Origin of the sequence: Rudanella paleaurantiibacter, from assembly GCF_009184635.1 — a bacterium.
Taxonomy (GTDB): domain Bacteria; phylum Bacteroidota; class Bacteroidia; order Cytophagales; family Spirosomataceae; genus Rudanella; species Rudanella paleaurantiibacter.
Map to the genome: position 1 here is coordinate 423285 of NZ_WELI01000002.1, position 23071 is coordinate 446355.

At 52.3% G+C, this 23071-nt stretch carries 17 protein-coding genes and 1 tRNA gene; 6 read left to right on the plus strand and 12 right to left on the minus strand.

The window, feature by feature from the left end:
• Positions 1–25: 25 nt before the first annotated feature.
• The 6 genes from F5984_RS06530 to F5984_RS06560 all read right to left on the minus strand — a co-directional run bounded on the left by F5984_RS06530 (position 26) and on the right by F5984_RS06560 (position 6147).
• Positions 26–1786, minus strand: coding sequence for a tetratricopeptide repeat protein (locus F5984_RS06530; protein WP_317163086.1), 1761 nt, complete (start codon positions 1784–1786; stop codon positions 26–28).
• A gap of 89 nt (positions 1787–1875) precedes the next feature.
• Positions 1876–2811: a PstS family phosphate ABC transporter substrate-binding protein gene (locus tag F5984_RS06535; protein WP_152123460.1), complete on the minus strand. Its 936-nt coding sequence runs from the start codon at positions 2809–2811 to the stop codon at positions 1876–1878.
• Positions 2812–3176: 365 nt separating this feature from the next.
• Positions 3177–4007, minus strand: coding sequence for an energy transducer TonB (locus F5984_RS06545; protein ID WP_152123461.1), 831 nt, complete (start codon positions 4005–4007; stop codon positions 3177–3179).
• 6 nt (positions 4008–4013) lie between these two features.
• Positions 4014–4550, minus strand: coding sequence for an ExbD/TolR family protein (locus F5984_RS06550; RefSeq protein WP_152123462.1), 537 nt, complete (start codon positions 4548–4550; stop codon positions 4014–4016).
• Between the two features lie 84 nt (positions 4551–4634).
• On the minus strand, positions 4635–5261 hold the full coding sequence (locus tag F5984_RS06555) for an ExbD/TolR family protein (RefSeq protein ID WP_152123463.1): 627 nt from the start codon (positions 5259–5261) through the stop codon (positions 4635–4637).
• 52 nt (positions 5262–5313) lie between these two features.
• Positions 5314–6147, minus strand: a complete 834-nt coding sequence (locus F5984_RS06560; protein WP_019989328.1) for a MotA/TolQ/ExbB proton channel family protein — start codon at positions 6145–6147, stop codon at positions 5314–5316.
• A 996-nt stretch (positions 6148–7143) separates the two neighbouring features.
• Here F5984_RS06560 and F5984_RS06565 point away from each other — a divergent pair.
• The 4 genes from F5984_RS06565 to F5984_RS06580 all read left to right on the plus strand — a co-directional run bounded on the left by F5984_RS06565 (position 7144) and on the right by F5984_RS06580 (position 12923).
• A complete protein-coding gene (locus F5984_RS06565) occupies positions 7144–11016 on the plus strand; it encodes an Ig-like domain-containing protein (RefSeq protein WP_152123464.1) in 3873 nt (1290 codons plus the stop codon).
• Positions 11017–11129: 113 nt separating this feature from the next.
• Positions 11130–11573, plus strand: coding sequence for a nucleoside deaminase (locus F5984_RS06570; protein ID WP_152123465.1), 444 nt, complete (start codon positions 11130–11132; stop codon positions 11571–11573).
• A gap of 132 nt (positions 11574–11705) precedes the next feature.
• Positions 11706–12317 (plus strand): superoxide dismutase, encoded by a 612-nt coding sequence (locus F5984_RS06575; protein WP_152123466.1) that lies wholly within the window; start codon positions 11706–11708, stop codon positions 12315–12317.
• 87 nt (positions 12318–12404) lie between these two features.
• A complete protein-coding gene (locus F5984_RS06580) occupies positions 12405–12923 on the plus strand; it encodes a DUF2480 family protein (protein WP_152123467.1) in 519 nt (172 codons plus the stop codon).
• On the opposite strand, the gene F5984_RS06585 is transcribed toward F5984_RS06580, so the two are convergent.
• The 5 genes from F5984_RS06585 to pbpC all read right to left on the minus strand — a co-directional run bounded on the left by F5984_RS06585 (position 12915) and on the right by pbpC (position 18638).
• Entirely contained in the window at positions 12915–13490 is a 576-nt protein-coding gene (locus tag F5984_RS06585; protein WP_152123468.1) for a ribonuclease HII, read from the minus strand. The genes F5984_RS06580 and F5984_RS06585 overlap by 9 nt on opposite strands.
• Positions 13491–13608: 118 nt before the next feature.
• Positions 13609–14649, minus strand: a complete 1041-nt coding sequence (locus F5984_RS06590) for a VWA domain-containing protein (RefSeq protein WP_152123469.1) — start codon at positions 14647–14649, stop codon at positions 13609–13611.
• Positions 14646–15548 carry a hypothetical protein gene (locus F5984_RS06595; protein ID WP_152123470.1) on the minus strand — a complete coding sequence of 301 codons (903 nt, stop codon included), beginning with the start codon at positions 15546–15548 and terminating at the stop codon, positions 14646–14648. The genes F5984_RS06590 and F5984_RS06595 overlap by 4 nt, the downstream gene beginning before the upstream one ends.
• 199 nt (positions 15549–15747) lie before the next feature.
• The gene (locus F5984_RS06600) at positions 15748–16188 is read right to left on the minus strand and encodes a nuclear transport factor 2 family protein (RefSeq protein ID WP_152123471.1); all 441 of its coding nucleotides are present in this window, start codon (positions 16186–16188) and stop codon (positions 15748–15750) included.
• Between the two features lie 80 nt (positions 16189–16268).
• Positions 16269–18638 carry a penicillin-binding protein 1C gene (pbpC, locus tag F5984_RS06605; RefSeq protein ID WP_152123472.1) on the minus strand — a complete coding sequence of 790 codons (2370 nt, stop codon included), beginning with the start codon at positions 18636–18638 and terminating at the stop codon, positions 16269–16271.
• Positions 18639–18830: 192 nt separating this feature from the next.
• Here pbpC and F5984_RS06610 point away from each other — a divergent pair, with 192 nt between their 5' ends.
• Both F5984_RS06610 and F5984_RS06615 read left to right on the plus strand, forming a co-directional pair.
• Entirely contained in the window at positions 18831–20225 is a 1395-nt protein-coding gene (locus F5984_RS06610) for an MBL fold metallo-hydrolase RNA specificity domain-containing protein (RefSeq protein WP_152123473.1), read from the plus strand.
• Between the two features lie 77 nt (positions 20226–20302).
• Positions 20303–20386: transfer RNA gene (locus F5984_RS06615), tRNA-Leu, on the plus strand.
• Positions 20387–20762: 376 nt separating this feature from the next.
• On the opposite strand, the gene F5984_RS06620 is transcribed toward F5984_RS06615, so the two are convergent.
• Positions 20763–22634 (minus strand): T9SS type A sorting domain-containing protein, encoded by a 1872-nt coding sequence (locus F5984_RS06620; protein ID WP_221412956.1) that lies wholly within the window; start codon positions 22632–22634, stop codon positions 20763–20765.
• Between the last annotated feature and the right edge of the window lie 437 nt (positions 22635–23071).

Genomic DNA, 23071 nt, shown 5'->3' on the forward strand with positions numbered 1-23071 from the left:
TAAAAACTGACCTAAATCAGCGTGATTATTTTGCAGAGCCTTTCTTGGCAGGCGTCTTGGGAGCAGGCTTAGCGGCCGGTGCTGCTGGTGCAGCCTGAGCCGGTTTTGGGCCTTCCATAAACTCCTTCGCTTGCTTATCGTTCGGGTCAATGGCCAGAATCTTCGAGGCTAGCTCTTTCGCCTTGGCGTCATCCTTACGCGCTACAGCATCACCGGCAAGCAAACGGTACGACTGTACCAACAACCGGTTGAACTGCTGTGCTTTCGATGCGTCAGCGGCAATGTCCTGTGGCGCCAGCTCCGCGAATTTCTCTAAGTACGGCACAAAAGCCCGGTTCGACAATGCCTCCGCTGATGGGTAAGCATAGTAATTCGACGTACCCCGGTAGTAATAAGCCGGTGAGTAGTTCGGCGTAATTTCGGCCAGCTTTGCGTACGATGAGTCAGCACGCAGGAACCACTGCTTACGGAGCTGACGGGCTGCTGCCGTATCTTCTTTGGCTACATCGCGGCCGATCCGGAAGCCCATGTTGTAGGCAGCAAGGCCCATCAACAGATAGTCGTTGTTCAACGGCTTACCCTGAGCGATCGTTTTTACATAGTAATCATACGCCCGGTCGTACCGCTTGCCATCATTGTATTTCTTAGCAATTTCACGGTACAGGTTCTCGGTTGTATCTTCAGGAGCTGCTTTCTCGAGGTTGATAATCGAGAGTGAGTCTCCTTCGGGAGTACCCAACTGACCATAGGCACGGCCCAGATATTTGTAATCGTCATAAATTACTTTCTGAGGAGCCGTAGCAATAAACTTCTTCAGCGATTCAACCGCCTGATCATTCTTGCCCAGCGCGGTGTAAGCCCAACCGTACATACGGTCCAGAACGGGATCGTTTACTTTACCTTTCAGCTGATCCAGATAAGCAGTTGCTTTCAGGTAATCATTGGCCAGGAAGTAGTACTTGGCAACCGTTGTCAGGTAATCAGGATCGGTCGTACCACTTTTCTGTACATACTTCTCCATGTTAGAGGCAGCCCCTTTGTACGCACGTGAACCAGCCAATGCATCAGCCAACGAGCGGTACGTCAACGCAAACTCAGGGTCCGCTTCAATTGCTTTATTGAAAAACTCCTGCGCTTTCACGTAGTTCTTACCACGCAGATACAAGCGACCGATTTTGTAGTTTGCCTCGGCCAGATTTGGCGATACCGAAAGAGCATCTTCGTAGCGAGAGACAGCCATACCACCATCATTCTTGATGAAGTAGGCATCACCCAGCGCCATCTTGATGTCGGCGTTCGTGTTTTTCTTGTCCAGCTTGGCCGCTGCGTCTAACAGGGCAATTGCCGCTGCCGGATCATTATTTTTTTCGTTGAGCGTGTAGGCTTCACCAGCACGGAACAAAACGTCCATGTTTTTGCTCTTGGTGGCACTTACAGCCTGATCAATCTTTGTTTTGGCGGTAGCCCGATCCCCCTGGGCCAGCGCTACGGCGCCCAAACCAACGCTGTTCAACTGGTTTTTTGGGTCAGCAGCTGCTCCTTTTTCAAAAGCAGCTTTGGCCTTATCAAGTTGGTTGGTGCGGAGGTAATAATACCCCAGATAGAACTGATTGTCGGCCGATGGCGAGCTGCTTGCCAACTGCGTGAACGTTTGTTCAGCTTTTGCAAACCGCTCCGACTCCAGGTCCTTCAACCCCGTTTGAATATCCTGCGCAAACACCGGAGCCGTCAACATGGCACCCAGTGCCAGTGTTGTCATCAGCGATTTTTTCTGAATCTTCATCATGTACTTCAGGTTGGTAAGAAGTTAGTTTCTACTGTCCCAATAAAACAAGCGGCAAAACTAAAAAATTGCACTTAAACAGAAAAATTTACTCACTTCTGAATATAAACTTCTCGATTATATGGTCTTGTTGGCCAAAGACCCAATTTCTCAACAATGAGACTTCCGACATCCCGAGCCAGGTAATTAATGAGTCCACCACCCAGTCCAGAGTGGGCTTCCCGACTAATAATATACAGTGGCCGACGTAGCGGATAGTCCTGTAAACCAAGGCTTCGCTGGAATGGCTGAAAATATTCATCACGGCTAGCGGGGTTCGCTTTAGCTGACACGCCGAGCACCCGCAAATCGCGCGACAATTCAGCGGTCAGCGGCTCATCGCCGTCACTAATCCAGTTCACACCAATAAAACCGAGCGCCCGCGGATTCTGCCGCACGTACTCAATCACCTCCCGGTTCGACTTGGCGGTGAACAAACGTAGCTTCGAGACATCGGTCACTTTGAACGTTCGTAAGACAAAGTCAATATTGCTTCCGTTGCCATTGTCGAAAACGAGCGTAACCGGCCCACTTTGTGTACTGCCTTTTAACTGCCCCCAATCGGTAATCTGGCCACTAAACAGACCCCGCAACTCATCCATCGTGATGAGGCTATCCCGGTTCGCTTTTCCTGTAATCAGGGCGACGCCGTCGGTCGCAATCCGTTCGGTTTTACCTACTATTTTACGCCCATCCAGTACAGCCTGCTCGTTCTTAGTGAGTGGCCGCGTACAGAAAACCATCCGGGCACTATCCCGAAGCATCATGGCAATGGCTTCCTTCTCGGGGCGGAACACCACATTGAATTTGGCGTCCGGATAAATACCTGAGTACGTGCCTGTCAGTTGCTCAACCAAGGGGCGAAACGACTCATCGGACACCACCGTAATCGTACCTCGGGAGGGCGTATCCAGGTCCTGCTGTTTCTGAGACGAGTTACACCCCATCACAGCCACTACCAACGCTAAGGTTAAAAGCAATGATTTCATCGTGTCTAATGGATGCAACGAGTCGAATTATTCCACATCGCTGACAGTGTGATTATTGGATTTAAAAAAAATAGTATGGTTTAACAGGCTGGTGCTCGCTTGAGCCCCAATCCGTTGAACCATACTCACAGGCTCGGCTTAATCCCGATCTCTGTCTTTATACATGTAGTACGCCCGAAAGGCGCGTGAGCCGCCATACCAGATTAGCAAAGCCGCCATACCGTAGCGCAAGGGGCCCGGTGGAGGGAAGATGACAAAAGACTGAGAGGAGGCTATCAGTGCGATGCCTCCTCCCAGATATGCCACCGAAGCAACTGCTGCTAAAACAAGCGTCAGCTGTTCCGATAATCGATTACGCTGCGGCATTACTCCAACTGGAAGTTAATGGGCAGGTTATACTTTACACGTACCGGACGGCCCGACTGCTTACCTGGCTTCCACTTAGGCATGGCTTTAACTACGCGGGTGGCTTCCTCGTCCGTTCCGAAACCAAGGCCCTTCAGAACCTGAACGTCCTGAATACTACCATCGGTGTTTACAACGAAACTAACGAATACACGGCCCGATACGTTGGCCCGCTGAGCAGCAGCTGGGTAACGCAGGTTTTTGCTCAGGTAAGACGAGAGAGCAGCCATACCACCCGTAAATTCGGGTTGCTGTTCTACCACGGTGAAGACTTCATCTTCTTTCGGGGCAGGCGCTTCAACGGCTACTTCGACTTTCGTAGGACCAGCTGTTTCTTCAGGGGCTACAATCACCTCTTCGGCGTTGGGGTCACCTTCCTGCGTCTTTTCAGCGGCTACAGCCTCTTTCAGTTCTTCAACTGCCGGAGGGGGCGTCTCTTCAGGAACCTCTTCGTCCGGCTTAACTTCGGGCGGGAGGAACTTCACCGTGTTCACCTTTGGCAACTCAACCGGTGGTGGTGGCGGTGGCGGTGGTTCGTTCGGATCAATTGGCGGTGGTGGCAATTTCATCAGGTCCACTTCCACCATAGCCTGCTCATCGGCATTGTCAGAAGACAGTGCGTTGATGATTGTCGGCGAAAGGGTGGCCAAGGTGAAAATCACAGCGCCAATCAGAAGAGCCCGGGCTACCGTACGCGGATAGTCCTTCCGCAGCGTATAAGCACCATAGGCTTTGTTCCGGTTCGCAAACACTATATCATCCAGTGTTGCTTTTGCTGTCGTTTCTGCCATTGTGTATTATACGTCTAACTTAAGTTTGTCTTTAATGAGAGCCTTTTCATCGGCTGTCAGTTCGTCAACCAACGCGTATCGTTTGGTTTTCGTAATGGCCATCTCGTCCAGAATGTCTACCATGTTTCGGTAGGTTGATTCTTTGGTTGGCTTAATTACAATTACAAACTTGTCAGCAGGTACTTTACGAGCTTCTTCCTGAATAGCCTTGCGCAGGTCGTAACCGTAACCTACCGTTTTTACTTCCGGATCTTCGTTAGCCGCTTTACCGAAAATGTAGTGCGCCTTATTATCCTTACCCAGGAAGATGGTCATTACGTTTGAAGCCTTGATTGGCTCCGTTTCTTCCGTTTTGGTTTTATCCGGAACGTTAAGCGTCATTGAAGACGGCTTACTGAGGGTAGTAGCCAGGATGAAGAAGGTAATCAGGAGAAATCCCAGGTCAACCATGGGCGTCATGTCAATTCGGGTTGACGCCTTTTTGGACCGTACCTTACCATCGCCTTTACCACCACCCCCACCGGAGGTGTCTATTTCTGACATGGTATTACAGAATGTTTATGGCTTGTTGCCTGTAGTGTATGGGTAAACGTATGCTCAACCATACACTACAAACAACGAACCGTTTTAGTCAGCTGTCCAACCGGCGGGTGGCGCTTCCGTACCCGTGATCAGGTTAAACTTATTGATATTTTGCGCTTGTAATGTAGACAATACATTTTTGAAGTTCGGGAACTTCGCCAGATTGTCACCTTTGAGCGCGATCCGAAGATCGTTGTTTGCCTTGCGGGCATTAAACACCCAATCTTTCAGTTCGTTGGCAGCGCCTGCACCCGTTGAATCGGTTGGGATACCGGGTTGCTTATAGGCATTGCGTTTTTCAGGATCCAGATTCAAAAACGCCTTCAACTGGGTTTTAGGCATTCCGAAGCTCGACAGAAGGCTAAACGCTTTTTTCTCTTTGTCAGTAAACGACAAGCCATTGGCAGCAGCAAAATTGTCGAGCATATCCAGACGCTTCTGCTGATTGTCGATACCGAAATACACGTTCCCTTCCTTACTCAGGCTGATAGTCATGATGTCCTTATCGGGCACCTTGATGCCGGAGATCGACGAGGGGGTCTCGATGGCTGCCGCGTCCTGCGCCCGGAACTGGGCGGTCAGGATGAAGAAGGTTAGTAGCAGAAAGGCTACGTCCACCATCGCGGTCATGTCCATGCTGGCCCCATGTCGTTTGGGTTTTACTCGTGGCATGTGTCGTTCGAATTAAAGTGAAAAGCTGAGAACCGTACTAACTCTGCGCTTCTTAGTAGTGAGCGGCAAAGTTTTGCTGGATGCTCAGACCGATTTCGTCGATGTTGTACGTCAGCGCATCAATCCGGCTGGTGAAGTAAGCGTACATCATCGTTGCAATAGCTGCCGTACCGATACCAACGGCCGTGTTTACAAGGGCCTCAGAGATACCCGTTGACAGAGCGGCCGTGTCAGGCTGACCGGTAGCACCCATCGCCGAGAAGGCACGGATCATACCCAATACCGTTCCGAGGAGGGCGATCAGGGTAGATACAGACGCCAGGGTTGCGATGATAACGAGGTTCTTCTCCAACATCGGCAGTTCGAGCGTTGTCGCTTCTTCAACTTCTTTTGAGAGGGCAGCCAGTTTCTGCTCTTTCGTCAGTTCGTTGTCGGTAGCCAGTTGCTGATACTTCAGCAGGGCGGTCTTCACAACGTTACCGATTGAGCCTTTCTGCTTGTCGCACTCGCGGATGGCTGCTTCTACTTCGTTTTTGTCGAGCAGGCTTTTCACCTTCACAACGAAATCATCTACTGAACCTGAGCCATTAGCACGGCCGATCGTGATAAAACGCTCGATCGAGAACACCAATACGCACAAGAAGCAGGTGAAAAGGATCGGTACGATAAAACCACCTTTGTAGATAATGCCAAAGAAGTCACCAGCTAAAGGCTGCTTCGTGTTGTCGCCATCCTGGAAGTGGCTGCCATCACCGAAGATGAAGTAATAAACCAAGTGACCGATCACCAACAGAATCGGGATAACTAACACCGGATTCAAACCACCAGACTTTTTCTTGGGGGCGGCAACTTTAGCTGGAGCTGGAGCAGGATTCTGTGTTTTCATTGAACTTGTACTGTAGGGTTAAATTGAAAGTTTGATTTTCGCTCGTCAAAAAAAGTCAAAAATTTTACAATGGTTGCTTTTGCTGCAATAAAATTTTGATGAACACCTCTCAAGGCTTAGACAAAAGTAGGGCTTTGCGGGCAATTCGATGCAAGTCACGCAACCAAAAAATTTAACCCAAGTAGTAGTCCGGCTATAGGAATTATAACTTTTTCAGGAAAACCAATCTACGGACTCTATCTAGTTGCCGAACATAATCGCTTGTTAAACAACACATCAGCCTGTGCTCGTCCAAACACGCAAATTGTAATTTAGGAGGGGCCTTGTTCATTGGTCTTTCAATAGGTTTTAGTGTTACTTACTCACAGGCAGTAGGCCGTGATTTGACTGATAGATGCTTTTGGTAGGATCATTCCACAAAGACTATCACAAAATTTTATTTATTAGGAATGAATGAAGTCATAGCTGCAACCTCTCGCAGCTCGCTTTTTTGTCTGCTTTTTCACAAAATCACTCTGTAAATACTCCAGTAAATAACCAATACATTTAAAATACTTCTTGCACATTACCCCACCCCCTAAATCTGCCTCATATTACATGCACTAGTGAACAGGACGAAGCCTGATTACGCTGAGCCATAGACGTTATGGGTAAGATACCCATGTCGGGCAAGTATAACCCGACCTGAGCCGGTTCGCGATTAAGATCACGGCCGTCGTTTTACTTGTATACCAGGCGGCTTCTGCTCCCAGCCTTCCCCTGTCTGCGCCTGATTTATGAGCCAATCCTTTTTTTAAGATGCTCCCGTCACCTGAAAAATCATAAAACCAGATAATTTTACAGTTTGGACCTATACCAGCGCGTCCGAACCGATCTTTTCTTCTTTACAGATGGCCAGATTTTTGCTAATAGGTTCTCTTACACCAGCATTAAGACCTTTTCTTTATTTCGAACAAAACCTATCAGGTTTGAACCAGCACTTCTTGTACGTTCATTATGAAAATTAGATTGCTCTACCAGTATAGTTGGTTGACCGTGTTTGTGTTGTTGATAAGTGGAGTACGTATCATGGCGCAATCCATTACTGCTATCGGTCCACCCAACCCCAATCCCTGCGTTGCTCCGGGCGGTAGCGTCAGTGTTCCGTTCTCTACAACAGGTGTATTCAAAGTTTCCAACACCTTTACGGTTCAGCTCTCCGATAACACGGGCAACTTCCCGGCCAGCCCCGTTGTGCTGGCTACCCAAACCAATGGCCCCAGTACGCCAACTACCATCACCATGGCCGGTGTAATACCAGCCAACACGGTAGCCGGTAGTTACCGGATTCGGGTGGTGTCGAGCGACCCGGCACGGATCAGCTCTCTGATTACCATAAACGTGTCACCGTTAGCCCCCACAGCGGGCGTAGCGAGCCCTGCGGGACAAATTTGCGCGGGTACGCCCGTCTCCCTGACCGCTAGTGGCACCAATCTGAAGTGGTTCAATTCAAGCGGGCAACTAGTTGCTACTGGTAGTCCGTACACATTTAATGCAACGGGGTCTGGTAACCAAACCTTTACGGTTACGCAGTTGGTGGGGCTGTGCGAGAGCCCCGGCCGCGCGGTAACGATTACAGTGGTGGCAAAGTCGCCTAACCCAACTATACCGGCTCAGCCTAGTTATTGTCAGGGTGTTGCGGGGGCTCCACTGAACGCAACCGGCACGAATCTCCTTTGGTACGGCACCAATATTAACAATCCGTCGCCCAGCAGCTCGCCCACGGTACCACCCACCACAACTGCCGGTTCAGTCGGGCCTTTTTACGTCAGCCAGAACACAACAGGTTGTGAGAGTGACCGAGTGCCAATCACAGTCACTATTAATGCCACCCCATCGGCTCCAGCGGTACCATCTCCGCAGGCATTCTGCCAAAGTACGGCCCAGCAAACCTTGAGCCCAAACGGAACCGGTTTCCGCTGGTACACAAGTACAGGCGCCCTACTGCCAAACAACGGAACTGCCCCCACCGTATCGCTCAACACGCCCGGCACAACTACCTACCAGGTGAGTGCGATCAACAATGGTTGTGAAAGTGTGGCCCGAAGCACCGTACAATTTGTGGTAAACGCGTCGCCGGCCGCCATTGCACCGGTTTCGCTGGCGTACTGCGAAGCGGCCCGCCCAGCCTCACTGACAGTAAGCGGCTCAAATGTTCGCTGGTATTCTGATGCCGCTGGTAATAATCAGATTGGCACACCCGCTTCTCCTCAGTTCCCGAACACCTACACGTATTACGTTCGGCAATTCGACGCGAACAACTGCGCTAGTGCACCATCGGCCTATTCAGTTCGGGTGTTTAGCACCCCTAATGCGCCTACAGTTACTACCGATTTGAGCCGCTGTGTGGGCGATGCCCCACGTCCATTGTCGGCTACGGGTACTAACTTAACCTGGTTTGATAACACTGGAGCCCAATTGGGCGGAGCGCCGTCGCCAGCCACCACGGCACCTGCTTCGTTAAGCTACTCAGTGTCTCAAACCAGTAATGATGGGTGCCTAAGCCCACGTGCTACTGCCGTTGTGATTGTCAATGCCATCCCGGCACCGCCAACAGCTACCCCTCCTGCTCCACTTTGTGAAGGCTTCACGCCCCCCACACTTAATGCCAGTGGTCAATCGCTACGGTGGTACGGCCAAAGTGCAACCGGCGGTACGGCATCGGGCAGCCCGTCGGCCATCGACGTGAACCGGATTGGTCTGACCAATTACTATGTCAGCCAGGTTGTGAACGGTTGCGAAAGCCCCCGCGCAGCTATTCCGGTTACCGTTAAAGATACTCCCGACGCGCCGGGTGTCAGCAACTCCGTATTCTGCCAGAATGACCAACCGCCTGTTTTGTCGGCCTCTACAGTTCCTAACGCAACGGCGTTCTGGTATCCTACGGCACAAGATGGGACCGGCTCATCGACAGCACCAAGTGTTCCTAACGGCACGGCGCAGACCCTATTCTACTATGTCAGTCAGCGTCTCGATGGATGTGAAGGGCCTCGGGCGACACTCTCCGTTCGGGTGAAACCCCGGCCCGGTGCGCCTTTTGTAGCCCCTCTGGAGTTTTGCAATAACGCCCCCTCGCAGCCGATTCAGGCACAAGGAGTTAATCTACGCTATTACGATCCATCGGGTAACGTAAGCGGCACCGCGCCCAGCCCACCCACCGGCACGGTAACTACGCTGACGTATCAGATAACCCAGACTCTTGAAGAGTGCGAAGGTCCCCGAGCCACATTGAATGTTCGGATTAAGGCACTGCCTTCGGCGCCGGGTGTCTCCGATATTGCATACTGCCAGGTGCAGCAAGACCAACCCGCCCAATCGGTACCGCCGGTAACGGCCCAAGGCCAGAATTTACGGTGGTACAATACGGATGGTAATCAGTTTCCCAATGCCCCTACTCCCCAGATTGATCAGGTACGAACCTATTCATTTGGCGTTTCGCAAACGGTCGAAAACTGTGAGGGTCCCCGTGCCACTCTGAATGTTCGGATTCAGACAACCCCCGCTCCCGTGGTCAGTGCGACCTCGGTTACGTATTGCCGTAACGATGTGGCCACTCCACTCCGGGCAACGGCCGAGCAGGGCGCGCAGCTTCGCTGGATTGACCCCAATGGCAACCTGACCAACGACGCCCCAACGCCGTTTACCCTGAATCCAACTCCCCCGGGTGGCCGTTCGTTCTTTGTGTACCAGATTGGTTCTAACGGCTGTTACAGCCCCCGCTCAGGCATCCGGTTGTTTGTGAATACCAACCCAACGCTGGCTATTTTAGGAACAACTTCGGTCAATCTCGGCCGAACGGCTCCGCTTCAACTCCGTTTTACGGGTGTTCCTCCGTTCAACTACACCCTCTCTGACGGCACTACCGGAACAGCCACCGATACCCTGGCGACGGTCAACGTGATGCCCTCGCAAACAACCGTATATCAGGTTGCAAGCGTATCCAACGTTTGCGGAACAGGTTTACCCGGCAGCCCAGCCACGGCCACCGTGACGGTTCGTATACCAACCATTACGACCGACCAATTGAGTACATCGGTACTTTGCGCCGGCACCAACCTGACGGTGCCATTTACCACCACAGGCGAGTTCAATACAGGTAACGTATTCCGGGTTGAGGTTTCGACCGATAGCACAGGCCGCGCTTCGACTACGGTAGGGGTGGGCAATGCATCGGTTGGGCCTATTACAGCCACCATCCCAAGCAGTTTGAGCGGAGGGCTCTACTACGTGCGGGTTGTTGCTTCGAACCCCGGCATTGCAGTATTGGGTAGACCTAGTCCGGTGCTCCTGAATGTACGGCCGCTCCCCTCGGCCACTCTGACCGGTACGCAGGATATTTTCGAAGGCACAACGGCAAGATTGAGTATTAGCTTCACAGGCGATGGCCCCTGGACTTTCTCCTATGCCGATAGCCTCCGCAATGCCGAGGTGACCACCAATGCCAACCCGCATCCGCTCGAAGTTCGGCCCCTTAGCAACAACACGTACAGACTCGTGTCGGTGCGTAACAACTGCGGTCCCGGGGCTGTTTCCGGCACGGCAGTGGTTCGGGTACTACCGGTTCTGGGTCTGGAAGATGACCCTCTCGGATCAGCCGTGAAAGCGTACCCCGTTCCGACAACCACCACACTGACGATCGAAATCGACGTGCCGTTACCGCGTCAGGGCGCAACCGTAATTCTTACCGATGGCAATGGTCGGCAGGTACTTCAGCAGCTTACCCGCGACCGGCAGTCTACGCTGGATTTGAGCGATAAGCCCGCTGGCGTCTACCTCCTGAATGTTCGGGTAGGCGATAAACAGACAACTCGCCGGGTACTGAAACAGTAACCGGGTACATTTAGCAGTAGCCAGTCTTTAACAATCCGGACAGAGTTCGGCTCTACCGTTGTTAAAGGCTGGCTATTTGCGTAACCGGGTTTTGCCCAAAACCACACGCCTGTATGGGAAACCTATTTACCGACGAGTACTTTATGGCAATGGCCCTCGAGTTGGCCGAGCAGGCTGCCGAAGCCGGTGAGATTCCGGTGGGAGCCGTTGTCGTAAGCAACAACCGCGTCATTGGGAAGGGCTATAACCAGACCGAGCGGCTCCACGACGTGACGGCCCATGCCGAGATTCTGGCTATTTCAGCGGCATCCAACTACCTTAATGCCAAATACCTCACCAATTGTACCCTGTACGTGACGCTCGAACCGTGCGTGATGTGCGCGGGCGCTTTGTTCTGGAGTCAGATGAGCCGAATCGTGATCGGAGCTGAAGATGAAAAGCGGGGCTACAGTCAGATTCAGGGGAATTTACTTCACCCCAAAACTCGCCTGACTACGGGCGTATTGGCCGACGAAAGCCGTCAGCTACTTAAACAGTTCTTTGGCCGAATGCGGTAGCGCATCCTGTTCTGCACGGAAACGCACGCTTTTGTTCATTCCGTCTTTCACTATTCAGCCGCCGTGAACATAAACCAAAAGCTTCGTGTTAAACCGACGAAGTCTATTTATCATCATAATCCTTTTTGAGCAATGGCATTTGTATTAGATCCTCTGCCTTATCCGAGCGATTCGCTTGAGCCTAACATCGACAAACAGACGATGGAGATTCACCACGGCAAACACCACAACGCCTACGTGACGAACCTTAACAATGCCGTTTCGGGCACCGAAATGGAGAACAAGTCGATCGAGGATCTGCTGGCCAATGTGAGCCAATATCCGGTAGCCGTCCGCAACAATGGCGGTGGCCACTACAACCATACGCTGTTCTGGAACACCCTATCGGGCAACGGTGGTGGTCAGCCCGTGGGCGAACTGGCCGCGGCTATCGATCAGAAATTCGGCTCATTCGACGCCTTCAAAGAAGAATTTGCGAAAGCCGCTACTACCCGCTTTGGTTCAGGCTGGGCCTGGTTGATTGTTACGAGCGATGGACAGCTCGCGGTGACCTCTACGCCTAACCAGGACAACCCGCTGATGGACGTTGCCGAAACGAAAGGTTTCCCGATCATTGGTCTGGACGTGTGGGAGCACGCCTATTACCTGAAATACCAGAACCGTCGGCCCGACTACATCGGTGCCTACTGGAACGTGGTAGACTGGAACGCGGCCGAGAAGCGGTACCAGCAGGGTAAGAAATAACGCGTAATGTGTAATGCGTAATGATGACTGGATTAATCTCAACCCATCTCATTACGCATTACACATTTATTATCACGCCTTGAAAACATGGAAATTGTTAATCGAGTAGCCAATAGCGGACTTGTCACCCTCGACCTTGAGGAGCTTTACCACCCCGGTGAGCGGGTCGTGTATGACCTGAAAGACAACCTCTACATGGGGTTAATTCTGAAAGAGAAAGATTTCCGGGAGTTTCTGAAAACGCACGACTGGAGCCAGTACAACGGGAAAAATGTAGCCGTTACCTGCTCTGAAGACGCAATTGTGCCCACCTGGGCATATATGCTGCTGACCCTGCACTTGCAGCCTCACGCCCACATGGTGGTGTTTGGTAGCCTGCAAGACCTAGAAGAAAAACTTTACTTCGACGCTATCGCCCAAATCAACCCCGACGACTACCGCGACGCCCGGGTAGTGGTTAAAGGGTGTAGCAAAGTCCCTGTACCGACGGCTGCTTATGTAGAAGTAACCCGATTGCTTAAACCGGTAGTGCAATCGCTCATGTTCGGTGAGCCGTGCAGTACGGTGCCTCTGTTCAAGCGGCCCAAAGTAGCCCTGTCAAACTAACCGAAACGACATTCGGTGCCACCGGCAAGGGCCATGTTCCCGGATAGCCGCCCGATGAATGGGCGTTGGGTAACCGGCGTTCTGCCCCCATCCATAGTGAGGGTACTCCTGCCCTAACTGTTCCATCAGCTCATCGCGGTAGCACTTAGCCAGCACCGAGGCAGCCGCTATCGACAGAAATTTAGCATCGCCTTTGACAATACAGGTGTGCGGAATCATGGGGTAAGGCACAAACCTGTTTCCATCGACCAACAGGTGCTCGGGGCGCACCGTCAACGCATCGACGGCGCGGTGCATCGCCAGAAAACTGGCCTTCAGAATATTAATCCGGTCAATATCTTCGTTCGACACCTCGGCTACGGCCCAAGCTACGGCATCGCGCATGATGTCGAGCCGCACCTGTTCGCGTTGCCCCCGCGTAAGTTGCTTGGAGTCGTTCAGAATAGGGTGTCCATACGCCGACGGAAGTATCACAGCAGCAGCCACCACCGGCCCAGCCAGGCATCCCCGGCCTACTTCGTCGAGCCCGGCTTCGGTCAGGGTAGCGTTGTAATGAGATAAAAGCATTTTTCAACCAACAGTGAACAGTTAACAACCAGCAACTAACAGTGGGCAACTAACAGTGGGCGATTGCCGACTGGTAGTTGTTCGTTGTCAGTTATTCACTGTTCGTTGTTCACTGTCTTTAGTCTTCCAGTACATTTCCAAAAATAGTGCTCTTGAGTAGCAAAGCCCCCAGTAAAAACAGAATACCCCAGTTGAGGTAAACCCGGTAATACTCCTGCACATCCTGATAAATCCGAACGCGTACCGGCGCTTTTTCGAGCCGGTCGATGCGGGCAAATACCTGCTTCAGTTGGCGGGCATCGGTAGCCCGGTAATAGCTTCCATCGGCCGTACGGGCAATGGCTTTCAACACCCCCTCGTCAACAGCCGACACCTGCGCCAGTGTATCAACCGCTGAAGCAGCCGCCACCGGCCGCCCAACGGCAATGGTATAGATACGAATCCCGTACGCTTTGGAAAGCTTGGCCGCCAGCATAGGGTCAATGTTGCCCGCTGTATTTTCGCCATCACTGAGCAAAATCACTACCTTACTCCCGGTCGACGCAGTATCGGTTGTTGGAGCATCACGCATTCGATTAATACACCGCCCTAAGGCATCGCCAATGGCCGTTCCCGAAGCCGGAATCAGGCGTTGGTTAAGGTCGGTCAGGTACCGGCGCAGTAGTGTGTAATCGGTGGTGAGTGGGCATAACGAAAAAGCCTCGCCCGCAAAGGCAACCAGACCGATGCGGTCGTTTTTACGACCCTGCACAAAATCTTCGGCAACACGCCGGGCCGCGGCCAGCCGGTTGGGTTTCAGGTCGGTTTCGGCCATCGACGATGATACATCAATGGCCAGCATGATATCAATACCCGGCGATTGTTCTTCCCGGCGCTCCTGAATTACCTGCGGCCGGGCCAATGCGATCAAGATACAGCATACGCCCAGGAAAAATGCCCCTGGTAGCAGGTAGCGGCCCACCTGCCAGAGCGACCGGTTACCTACCCTCGGCCCCGACGAAAGAGCTAATTGCTGACGCGCCCGGCCATTGAGCGCACTTCGTACCAAAAACAGTAAGGCAAACCCCAGAATAGCATAAAGTACCAGCCGATTCTCGAAATGAAATTGCTGCCACTGTTGCGGGCTAAACCACGAAAGCGAATACCAAGGCTGATTCATACCGATTCGGGCAATTGAGGGTCGGGCACTGACGGGCGTGGTTGGGTTCGTACCACCCGCCGACGCTGGTAAGTTCGGATAGCCACCTCGCGTAGCAATTGTAAGGCCTGCCCCGACTCGTCGGTAAACGTACCGCCGTAAATAAGCCGGTCGGTGGTTTTCAGTGCGTTTTCAACCGCAGCCGGCGAAGCCAACTCCGATGTTTCCTGCGCCTGAATCTGACTCACGATTTCGGGGGTTGTCATGGTCAGATATGGCTGTTGCTCCAGCTTTTCTAAGTACCGTTTCCAGCGCACGACGGCCTGATTGGCCAGGTCAGAAGCGGTTTCTGGCTTAATCGCCCCAACCAACTTATCGTACCGGCGCAAGAACCGTAGATGGTTCCGGTGTAATTGCCATAACTTCCATTGCCGATTAAGTGCCTGACCGAACAACGCATAGATCAGGCCAACCACTATGCCGATCACGGTAAGCGTAACAAGCAACACGGGGTAGTTAAGCTCTTGCCGAAGGGGCACCACCTTCAGGCTGGGCCGGAGCTGCAAGGTATCGGGCCGAGCCGACATCAGTTTCGACCGAAAGAAAACGGTATCGACCGATGAATAGACCGTAGTACAGTCGGCCGAACCCACTATGTACAATGGCACACGCAGGATAAGCTGCGGCTCCGTACTGAACGAAACCAGCGTGTACACCGCACTGTCGACACTGATGCCGTCGGCCGTACGGGTGGGCAGCACAACGGTTTCGCGGAGTAAAAACGGGCTAAAATGGGTCGAATCAGGGAAAAGCACATCCTCGGTAACCGCATGCCGGAAACTCAGAGCGAACCGGAACGGCCGGCCAATTTCAAACGAATCGGTGAGAAAGTGGCCCTGCGGTATGGTCACGGGAGGCATGCTCTGGGCCTGTACTTGTGTGTACAGACACAGCCAGAAAATCACTCCCCAAAAGAATGCATACCGATTAATCACCTTTCAATTTCAACCTTCTGGGCTGTCAACACCCAACCTGTTTTGGAACGACAAAGATGGCAGATGTTCAGCAAAAAAAGACCCGCCAGTGGGTACCGGCGGGTCATAAATCGGTTTGGTGCACTTACCGAATAGGCGAAAACTGCACATTGGCCACCTTCCAGCCATTCCCCTGCTTTACGCATACCGCCGTAAAAAGCACGTCCGACTGCAAAGCCTGCCCCTGAAGCGACCCTTTAAACTTGGTTGTGCCGGTCACCACGGCGGCATCGTTGTTGTACGACCGAGCCCGCATCCCTGAGGGCGTTGCCGTATCTACGGTCAGATGCCCGCCACTCAGAGCCTGCACCAACAGATCGCGGTCGGCCGTGTTGCCATCGAAGTTGACAATACTGAAATCATCTGTCGTAATCGACTGCATTTTGTTGCTGTCTTCATCCTGCATGGCCTTGAAAAAAGCACCCGTCAAAGCAGAGGGGTCCTGAGCCGGATCGGCAGGTGCCGACTGCGCGTACGTTGTCAATGAAAAGAGGCCCAAAACGGCCAACACCAATAAGCGTTTCATGATAGATTTAGGGAAATTGATTTCCGAAAAGTGCCACAATTTCCCGGCAAAACAAAGCCACCATCCGGTTTAGACGACAGCTACTCACTTTTCACCGTAATTCGGATATCCGTATGCCGACCCCGGTCGTCGGCACACGATAGTTTGTACAGGCCCGGCCGTGGATTGATAAAAACGGCTTCGGTAGGATCTGCTTTGCGTAACAGTTTATCGTTCAGATACCAGTACACCGCTCGTACATCATTGGCCGCCTGACAGGCCAGCTGGATAGACGTCGGATGCTTGGGATCGATGAAATACTCGCTACCGTGATTGGGCGACGTAATGAGCGGGGCATTGCCTCCCTCATTGTCGAACAAGCGCTCACAGGCCGGGTTATGCGGGGGCGGAGCCTCGTACGGAATCCGCTTGACCACATAGTAAGCAATGAGTTCGGGGACCAGATTCGGGTACGTGCGCTGGATGGTCCCGCGCGGGGGCAAACAATGGGCGCAGTACGACACCCAGCCGGCCGAATCGGTAAAAAATACCTTTTGGTGCGTACATCGCGTACTACCCGAAACCCCCATGATGTAATAATCAACGGCCCGCGCCGTACACGAGTCGTTGGGAACCGCCCCCGATTCAGGGCAAATTTGCCGCAGGGCCAGCCGGGCGTCGGAGCGGGCCGTTGGTGGCCGAAACCACCCTTTGGGCGAGTTGTAGTCCAGCGCGTTAAAAAGTCCAAACAGCAGTGGTGTGGCCGTATTGGCTCCGCTTAGTTCGGGCACACCCACGCCCGAAAAATTCCCAACCCACACCCCGATCGTGTACCGCCGGTTGTAGCCAATACTCCAGGCATCGCGCCGACCATACGAGGTTCCCGTTTTCCAGGCAATTCGGGGCAGGTGGTAGCTGTTGTCGAAGTTATTGGGTAAGTCGGGGCGGGTAATCTGGGTCAGGGTATTCGTTACCAGATAAGCGGCCTCGGGTGAGAGAACCGCTTGCCCGGCCCGTGGCTCCCCTTCCGGTGTTTCGACCAGCCGCAGCGCCTGTACGCGCCCCTCGTTGGCAAACCCGGTAAAGAGCGTCACCAGCTCTTCGAGCGTGACTCCGCAACCGCCCAAGATCATGGAAAGCCCCAGATCGCGGGCCTGCTTGCTTACGGTCGAAAAGCCAGCCTTCTGCATGGCTTTCACAAATGTGGGCGTACCAATGTCCCGGAGTAGTTTCACGGCCGGTACATTGAGCGAGTTGGCCAACGCAAACTCGGCCGTAACCGGGCCGTTGAACCGACGGTCGTAGTTTTCGGGTTCGTAGCCGCCAAAATTGGTTGGCACATCGTTCAGTTTCGACTTGGGTGTAATCAGGCCCGCATCAAATGCCAGCCCGAACAGCAGGGGTTTCAGGGTACTCCCGGGCGAACGAACCGCCCGAACGCCATCTACCTGCCCCCCATCAAATACATTATAAAAATCGGCGGACCCAACATAGGCAACCACTTTTCGGGTCTGGTTATCCACAACCAGCACGGCCGCATTGTGGATATTGTAAGCCCGTACCCGGTTAATGTAGTTTTGTACGAGCCGCTCAACCCCGGACTGCATGGCGGGCCGAATGGCCGTCCGAATAATACCCGTTGGTTCCATACGCTTTTCGCTCAGTAATCGGCGGGCAAAATGGGGCATCTGTTGCGGAGCCGCCCGCCGTTGGGCGGTGAGTGGCTCGCTGAGGGCATCGGCAATGGCGGCTGACGAAAACAAACCCTGCGCACCAAACCGCCGAAGCCAGCGATTACGCTCCTGCCGGACCTGCTCATTACGCACGCCCAAGCGCAGGCTCGATGGCCGGTTGGGAATGATGGTGAGCGTGGTCACCTCGGCCAAACTGAGCAGCTGGGGCGGTTTTCCGAAATATAGCATCGAGGCTGACTTGATGCCCTCAATGTTGCTTCCGTAGGGTAGCAGGTTAAGGTACAATTGCAAAATCTCGGCTTTGGAATAGTGCAGCTCCAGTTGCAATGCCCGCACCAGCTCAATCAACTTGCTCAGGTAAGTACGCTCACGGGGCTCCAACAACCGAACCACCTGCATTGTGATGGTCGACGCCCCCGACGTCCGACGCCCCCGGAGCACGTTCCGGCCCAGCGCCCGCATGAGCGCCAGCGGATTTATACCGGGATGATAATAAAAATACTTGTCTTCTTTGAACAGAATAGCCTCGCGCAGTACGGGCGTAATCTCGGCGGTTTGGGCGTACAACCGCCATTTATCGTCGCGGCTCAAAAACGCGTGCAGCACAGACCCATCAGCCGCTGCCACCACGGGCGAATACGGCACGGCCGTTCGGATCGGGAAGGCCCAGTCGAGTAACAAAGCCATCAGCAACCCGGTTACTATAAGCTGTACCGGCCGCCGACGCCAAACAGGAACTTTAGCCCAGATAGCAACCCATTTTTGTACGCTGAACATAGCCAATCGGCTTTCGTTTTAACCTAATTTGATAATTTGCAAAGCTATCAGGCTCTATTGAACATTCTAAACCCGAATCGGGAAGTACTAACGTTTTTCGCTACAGGTTTGTGGGCGCATGTTGTACCAAATTACCTGTAGCCTACCCAACTTTTGGTCGTCTAACGTCCTAAATCCAAGATCCAGCTTTTCATGAAAATTCAATTTATGGGTGCCGCCCGCACCGTCACCGGCAGTAAACACCTCATCACTACCCAGAAAGGCACTAAAGTTCTTCTCGACTGTGGCCTGTTTCAGGGTATCGACACCGACGACCTGAATCAGAACTTCCATTTCAACCCGGCCGATGTCGACTACTTGTTGCTCTCACACGCACACATCGACCACACGGGTCTCGTCCCCCGGCTAGTACGGCAGGGGTTTACAGGGCCGATTTACTGCACCCACGCAACGGCCGATTTGTGCAATATTATGCTGCTCGACAGCGCCCATATTCAGGAAACGGATTTGAAGCGAGTCAACGAACGGCGTCAACGTCAGGGCCGCCCTTTGCTTGATATGCTGTATGATGTGGGCGACGTGGAGCAGGCCCTGAGTCAGATCCGCACCATACGGTACAACGAGTCATTCTGGCTCAACGAAGACATTCAGGTTCTCTACACCGACGCGGGCCACCTGCTCGGTAGTGCGGCTATCAGCCTCACCATACGAGAAGACGGACATACCAAGCGGCTTTTCTTCAGTGGAGATATCGGTCGGCCTAACGACAAAATTCTCCACAAGCCCGAACCATTTCCGCAGGCCGATTACATAATCTGCGAGTCAACGTACGGGGCTAGTCTGCATGAACCCGAAACCGATATGAAGGCGCATTTGCTGCGTATTGTGGAGCAAACCTGCGTCAAAAACCGGGGTAAACTGATTATACCCGCTTTTGCCGTCGACCGTACGCAGGAGGTTGTCTACGCCCTCGACCAGCTCGCCAGCGAAGGCCTCCTACCCGTGCTGCCCGTGTACGTCGACAGCCCGCTGGCGGTCAAAGCAACGCGGGTGATGCAGGACAACGAGGACTGTTTCAACCCCGAGATTTTGCGGTACATTCACAAAGATGGCGATGCCTTCGATTTCCCCAACCTGCATTATGTATCGGAAGTAGCTGATTCTAAAGCTATCAACGACCGTCCGGGGCCGTGTGTCATTATTTCAGCCTCGGGCATGGCCGAAGCGGGTCGTATCAAACACCACATCAAAAACAATATTGAAGATCCCCGCAACACGATTTTGCTGGTCGGTTACGCATCGCCAAGTAGCTTGGGTGGGGCCCTCAAACGGGGCGACAAGCAGGTGCGAATTTTTGGGGAAACATTTGATGTACGGGCTCGGGTGGCAGTAATGGATGCTCTGAGCGCCCACGCCGATTATGCCGAAATGCTTGACTACTTAAGTTGCCAGAATCCGGCCGAGGTGAAGAAGGTTTTTCTCGTTCACGGCGACTACGACGAACAGCAGATCTGGAAAGAGAAATTACAAGATGCTGGTTTTCAGCACGTCGAAATACCGGATATGTACGAGGCTGTAAATTTGTAAAAAAAATTAGGGCTGAAGGCTTGCAAAAGCTATAATCGAGCCTCTATATTTGCAGTCCCAACACGGGGGAATGTGCTGCCGAAGTGGTGAAATTGGTAGACACGCACGTTTCAGGGGCGTGTGCCTTCACGGGCATGCGAGTTCGAGTCTCGCCTTCGGCACATAGAAGACCGCAGCTAATTTAGCTGCGGTCTTTGTCTTTTCAGGCGGGGAGAAAAGAGGTCATAAATTCAGAGAAAACTATTACATAAAGCCTCTTGGTTGGTTCTCCGGAGTCATTCCGAATTTTGTTGATGCCCCAACTAGTCGTGATAAAGCAGCCTCCTTTCCGAGTCAAACATTATTCTGATTTTCAATAGTTTATATATTATCCAGCTCTTCAAAACCCAGCATAACCCATGTTTGGTATTGTATGTAGAGGAGCAGAATTAAATGTATAATGAACAATGTGAAATGCATAAGGACTGACTGTCAGTAGGCAGCCCAATTATGCATTTTACATTGTTCATTCCCTTATGTTAAACTCATCTGGTTATATCATTGAGTCTTCAGCACCCGCACTACTTGTGATTGGCTGGGAGTAGATACCTGAAGCAGATAGACCCCTGCCGTATGCCCCGACTTTATGCTAAGTCGCTGTGTAGCTAAGGCCTGATCAACACGTTCCTCACTTACCCGGCGCCCCTGTTGGTCTACCAAGGTAACCCACAGGGGCTGGCTACCAGCTCCATTTACCTCGATGTGTATTAGTTCGCTCACTACAGGATTACCCAATACGCTTACTCTCAATTGTCGATCAGGTTCGGCCGCACCAAGTCGTGCCCGGCCACAAGCCGCTTTCAAATCCCAGAGATACGTCACAGTGACTCCACTCTGAGTTGCCTGGAGTAGCAAGGGTTGTACATCGTTAGCCGTTCGTAGCTCGACATCTACAAACGCATTGGGATTGGTAGTCGGACCGGTGATCCCAATAGCAGAGAAGGTGATGGGACTGCCATCACCACCGCTGGTATTGAACCGAAAGGCACCAGTGGTACAATCATACGTAGGGGCTAATAGTGTCAAAGCTCCCCCTGATGGAATGACCGGGCATTGAGCTCGGATATTCCAAACATACGTAACAGTGACTCCACTCTGAGTAGCCCGGAGTAGTAAAGGTTGTGCATCGATCGCCGTACGCAGCTCAGTATCTACAAACGCATTAGGATTGGTAGTTGGCCCCGTGATGCCAATAGCGGAGAAGGTAATGGGGCTACCATCGCCCCCGCACGTATTGAACCGAAAGGCGCCAGTAGCACAGTCATAAGTAGGGGCCAACAGTGTCAGGGATGGTTGTGGAAGCTCCACAGTCACACTACCTGAACAAGTCCCCCCCTTGGCAATCATCACCTTGTATGTCCCGGCAGTCAGAAATACAAAGGTAGGCGTACCTCCAATGAGCGTACCGTTCTCTTGTAAGACTGGACTGCCACTAACATCCTTCACCAGCGTATATTGATAGGGGGCAGTGATGCCACCCACCTGTACATTGAAACTGCCATTATTAGCCCCGCAGGTAGGGGGATTTATGTTAGTCGGTGTCAGCGTCAGGGATGATTGTGGAAGCTCCACGGTCACACTCCCCGAACAAGTACCCCCTTTAGCAATCATCACCTTGTATGTCCCGGCAGTCAGAAATACAAACGTAGGCGTACCTCCAATGAGCGTACCGTTCTCCTGTAAGACTGGACTGCCACTAACGTCCTTCACCAGCGTATATTGATACGGAGCGGTAATGCCACCCACCTGTACATTGAAACTGCCATTGTTACCTCCACAGGTAGCTTGGGTTATGTTTATCGGCGTTAGCGTTAGGGCCGCTTGTGGAAGCTCCACGGTCACACTACCTGAACAAGTCCCCCCCTTGGCAATCATCACCTTGTATGTCCCGGCAGTCAGAAATACAAAGGTGAGCGTACCCGCAAGGAGCGTACCGTTCTCTTGTAAGACTGGACTGCCACTAACGTCCTTCACCAGCGTATATTGATAGGGGGCAGTGATGCCACCGACTTCTACCCTAAAACTGCCGTCTTTGCCCCCACAGGTAGCTTGGGTTATGTTTGTCGGTGTCAGCGTTAGGGCCGTTTGTGGAAGCTCTACGGTAACCTCGCCCGAACAGGTGCCCCCTTTAGCAATCATCACCTTGTATGTCCCGGCAGTCAGAAAATCAAAGGTGAGCGTACCCGCAAGGAGCGTACCGTTCTCCTGTAAAACAAAAGTACCGCCAACACTCTTAGTGAGCGTATACTGATAGGGAGCGGTAATACCGCCGACTTCTACCCTAAAACTACCGTCATTAGCTCCGCAGGTAGGTTGGTCTATGTTAGTCGGCGTCAGGGTTAAGTCACACTGAGCTACAGCATTAGCCAAAGATGCAAAGCAAAACACAACTGTAAACAGTAGAGCAATAAGCTGCCTCTGTTGTAGGCGGCTAAACCTGGAAAGGTCTTCCATGCACGTAGAATCAGCCATGAGATTATAAGTTGAGAGGTGATGATTACGGGATTTCATAGCTCCTTTTATCGGAAGCAGGAGTAAAAGAAATCCGTTGGATATGAAATCAGCGTGCGTAATAAAGGCAGAAAGTAGGTGCCTTGAAGTAAGCAGTCCACCGACACAAAAAGAGCAAGAGCCTTTGGGGAGTATCTATAAATAAATCGATAGACTAAAGTACTTTTTTAAGAATGCATAGTATAACAAACAATATACTTTTTAGTTATCGGTATATAGATAAATCACTAAAATTGAATGTATTATCAGCCTGCCATTAGCTATAAATGCTGTTAAAAGCTGGAAACAAACAAGGA

What these genes read in the sequence shown, in the direction of transcription:
- F5984_RS06570 (WP_152123465.1), top strand. Translation starts at nt 11,130, where the DNA reads ATGGGAAACCTATTTACCGACGAGTACTTTATGGCAATGGCCCTCGAG.
- F5984_RS06600 (WP_152123471.1), bottom strand. Translation starts at nt 16,188, where the DNA reads ATGAAACGCTTATTGGTGTTGGCCGTTTTGGGCCTCTTTTCATTGACA.
- F5984_RS06580 (WP_152123467.1), top strand. Translation starts at nt 12,405, where the DNA reads ATGGAAATTGTTAATCGAGTAGCCAATAGCGGACTTGTCACCCTCGAC.
- F5984_RS06530 (WP_317163086.1), bottom strand. Translation starts at nt 1,786, where the DNA reads ATGATGAAGATTCAGAAAAAATCGCTGATGACAACACTGGCACTGGGT.
- F5984_RS06545 (WP_152123461.1), bottom strand. Translation starts at nt 4,007, where the DNA reads ATGGCAGAAACGACAGCAAAAGCAACACTGGATGATATAGTGTTTGCG.
- F5984_RS06555 (WP_152123463.1), bottom strand. Translation starts at nt 5,261, where the DNA reads ATGCCACGAGTAAAACCCAAACGACATGGGGCCAGCATGGACATGACC.
- F5984_RS06550 (WP_152123462.1), bottom strand. Translation starts at nt 4,550, where the DNA reads ATGTCAGAAATAGACACCTCCGGTGGGGGTGGTGGTAAAGGCGATGGT.
- F5984_RS06610 (WP_152123473.1), top strand. Translation starts at nt 18,831, where the DNA reads ATGAAAATTCAATTTATGGGTGCCGCCCGCACCGTCACCGGCAGTAAA.
- F5984_RS06585 (WP_152123468.1), bottom strand. Translation starts at nt 13,490, where the DNA reads ATGCTTTTATCTCATTACAACGCTACCCTGACCGAAGCCGGGCTCGAC.
- F5984_RS06535 (WP_152123460.1), bottom strand. Translation starts at nt 2,811, where the DNA reads ATGAAATCATTGCTTTTAACCTTAGCGTTGGTAGTGGCTGTGATGGGG.
- F5984_RS06565 (WP_152123464.1), top strand. Translation starts at nt 7,144, where the DNA reads ATGAAAATTAGATTGCTCTACCAGTATAGTTGGTTGACCGTGTTTGTG.
- F5984_RS06575 (WP_152123466.1), top strand. Translation starts at nt 11,706, where the DNA reads ATGGCATTTGTATTAGATCCTCTGCCTTATCCGAGCGATTCGCTTGAG.
- F5984_RS06595 (WP_152123470.1), bottom strand. Translation starts at nt 15,548, where the DNA reads ATGCCTCCCGTGACCATACCGCAGGGCCACTTTCTCACCGATTCGTTT.
- F5984_RS06560 (WP_019989328.1), bottom strand. Translation starts at nt 6,147, where the DNA reads ATGAAAACACAGAATCCTGCTCCAGCTCCAGCTAAAGTTGCCGCCCCC.
- pbpC (WP_152123472.1), bottom strand. Translation starts at nt 18,638, where the DNA reads ATGTTCAGCGTACAAAAATGGGTTGCTATCTGGGCTAAAGTTCCTGTT.
- F5984_RS06590 (WP_152123469.1), bottom strand. Translation starts at nt 14,649, where the DNA reads ATGAATCAGCCTTGGTATTCGCTTTCGTGGTTTAGCCCGCAACAGTGG.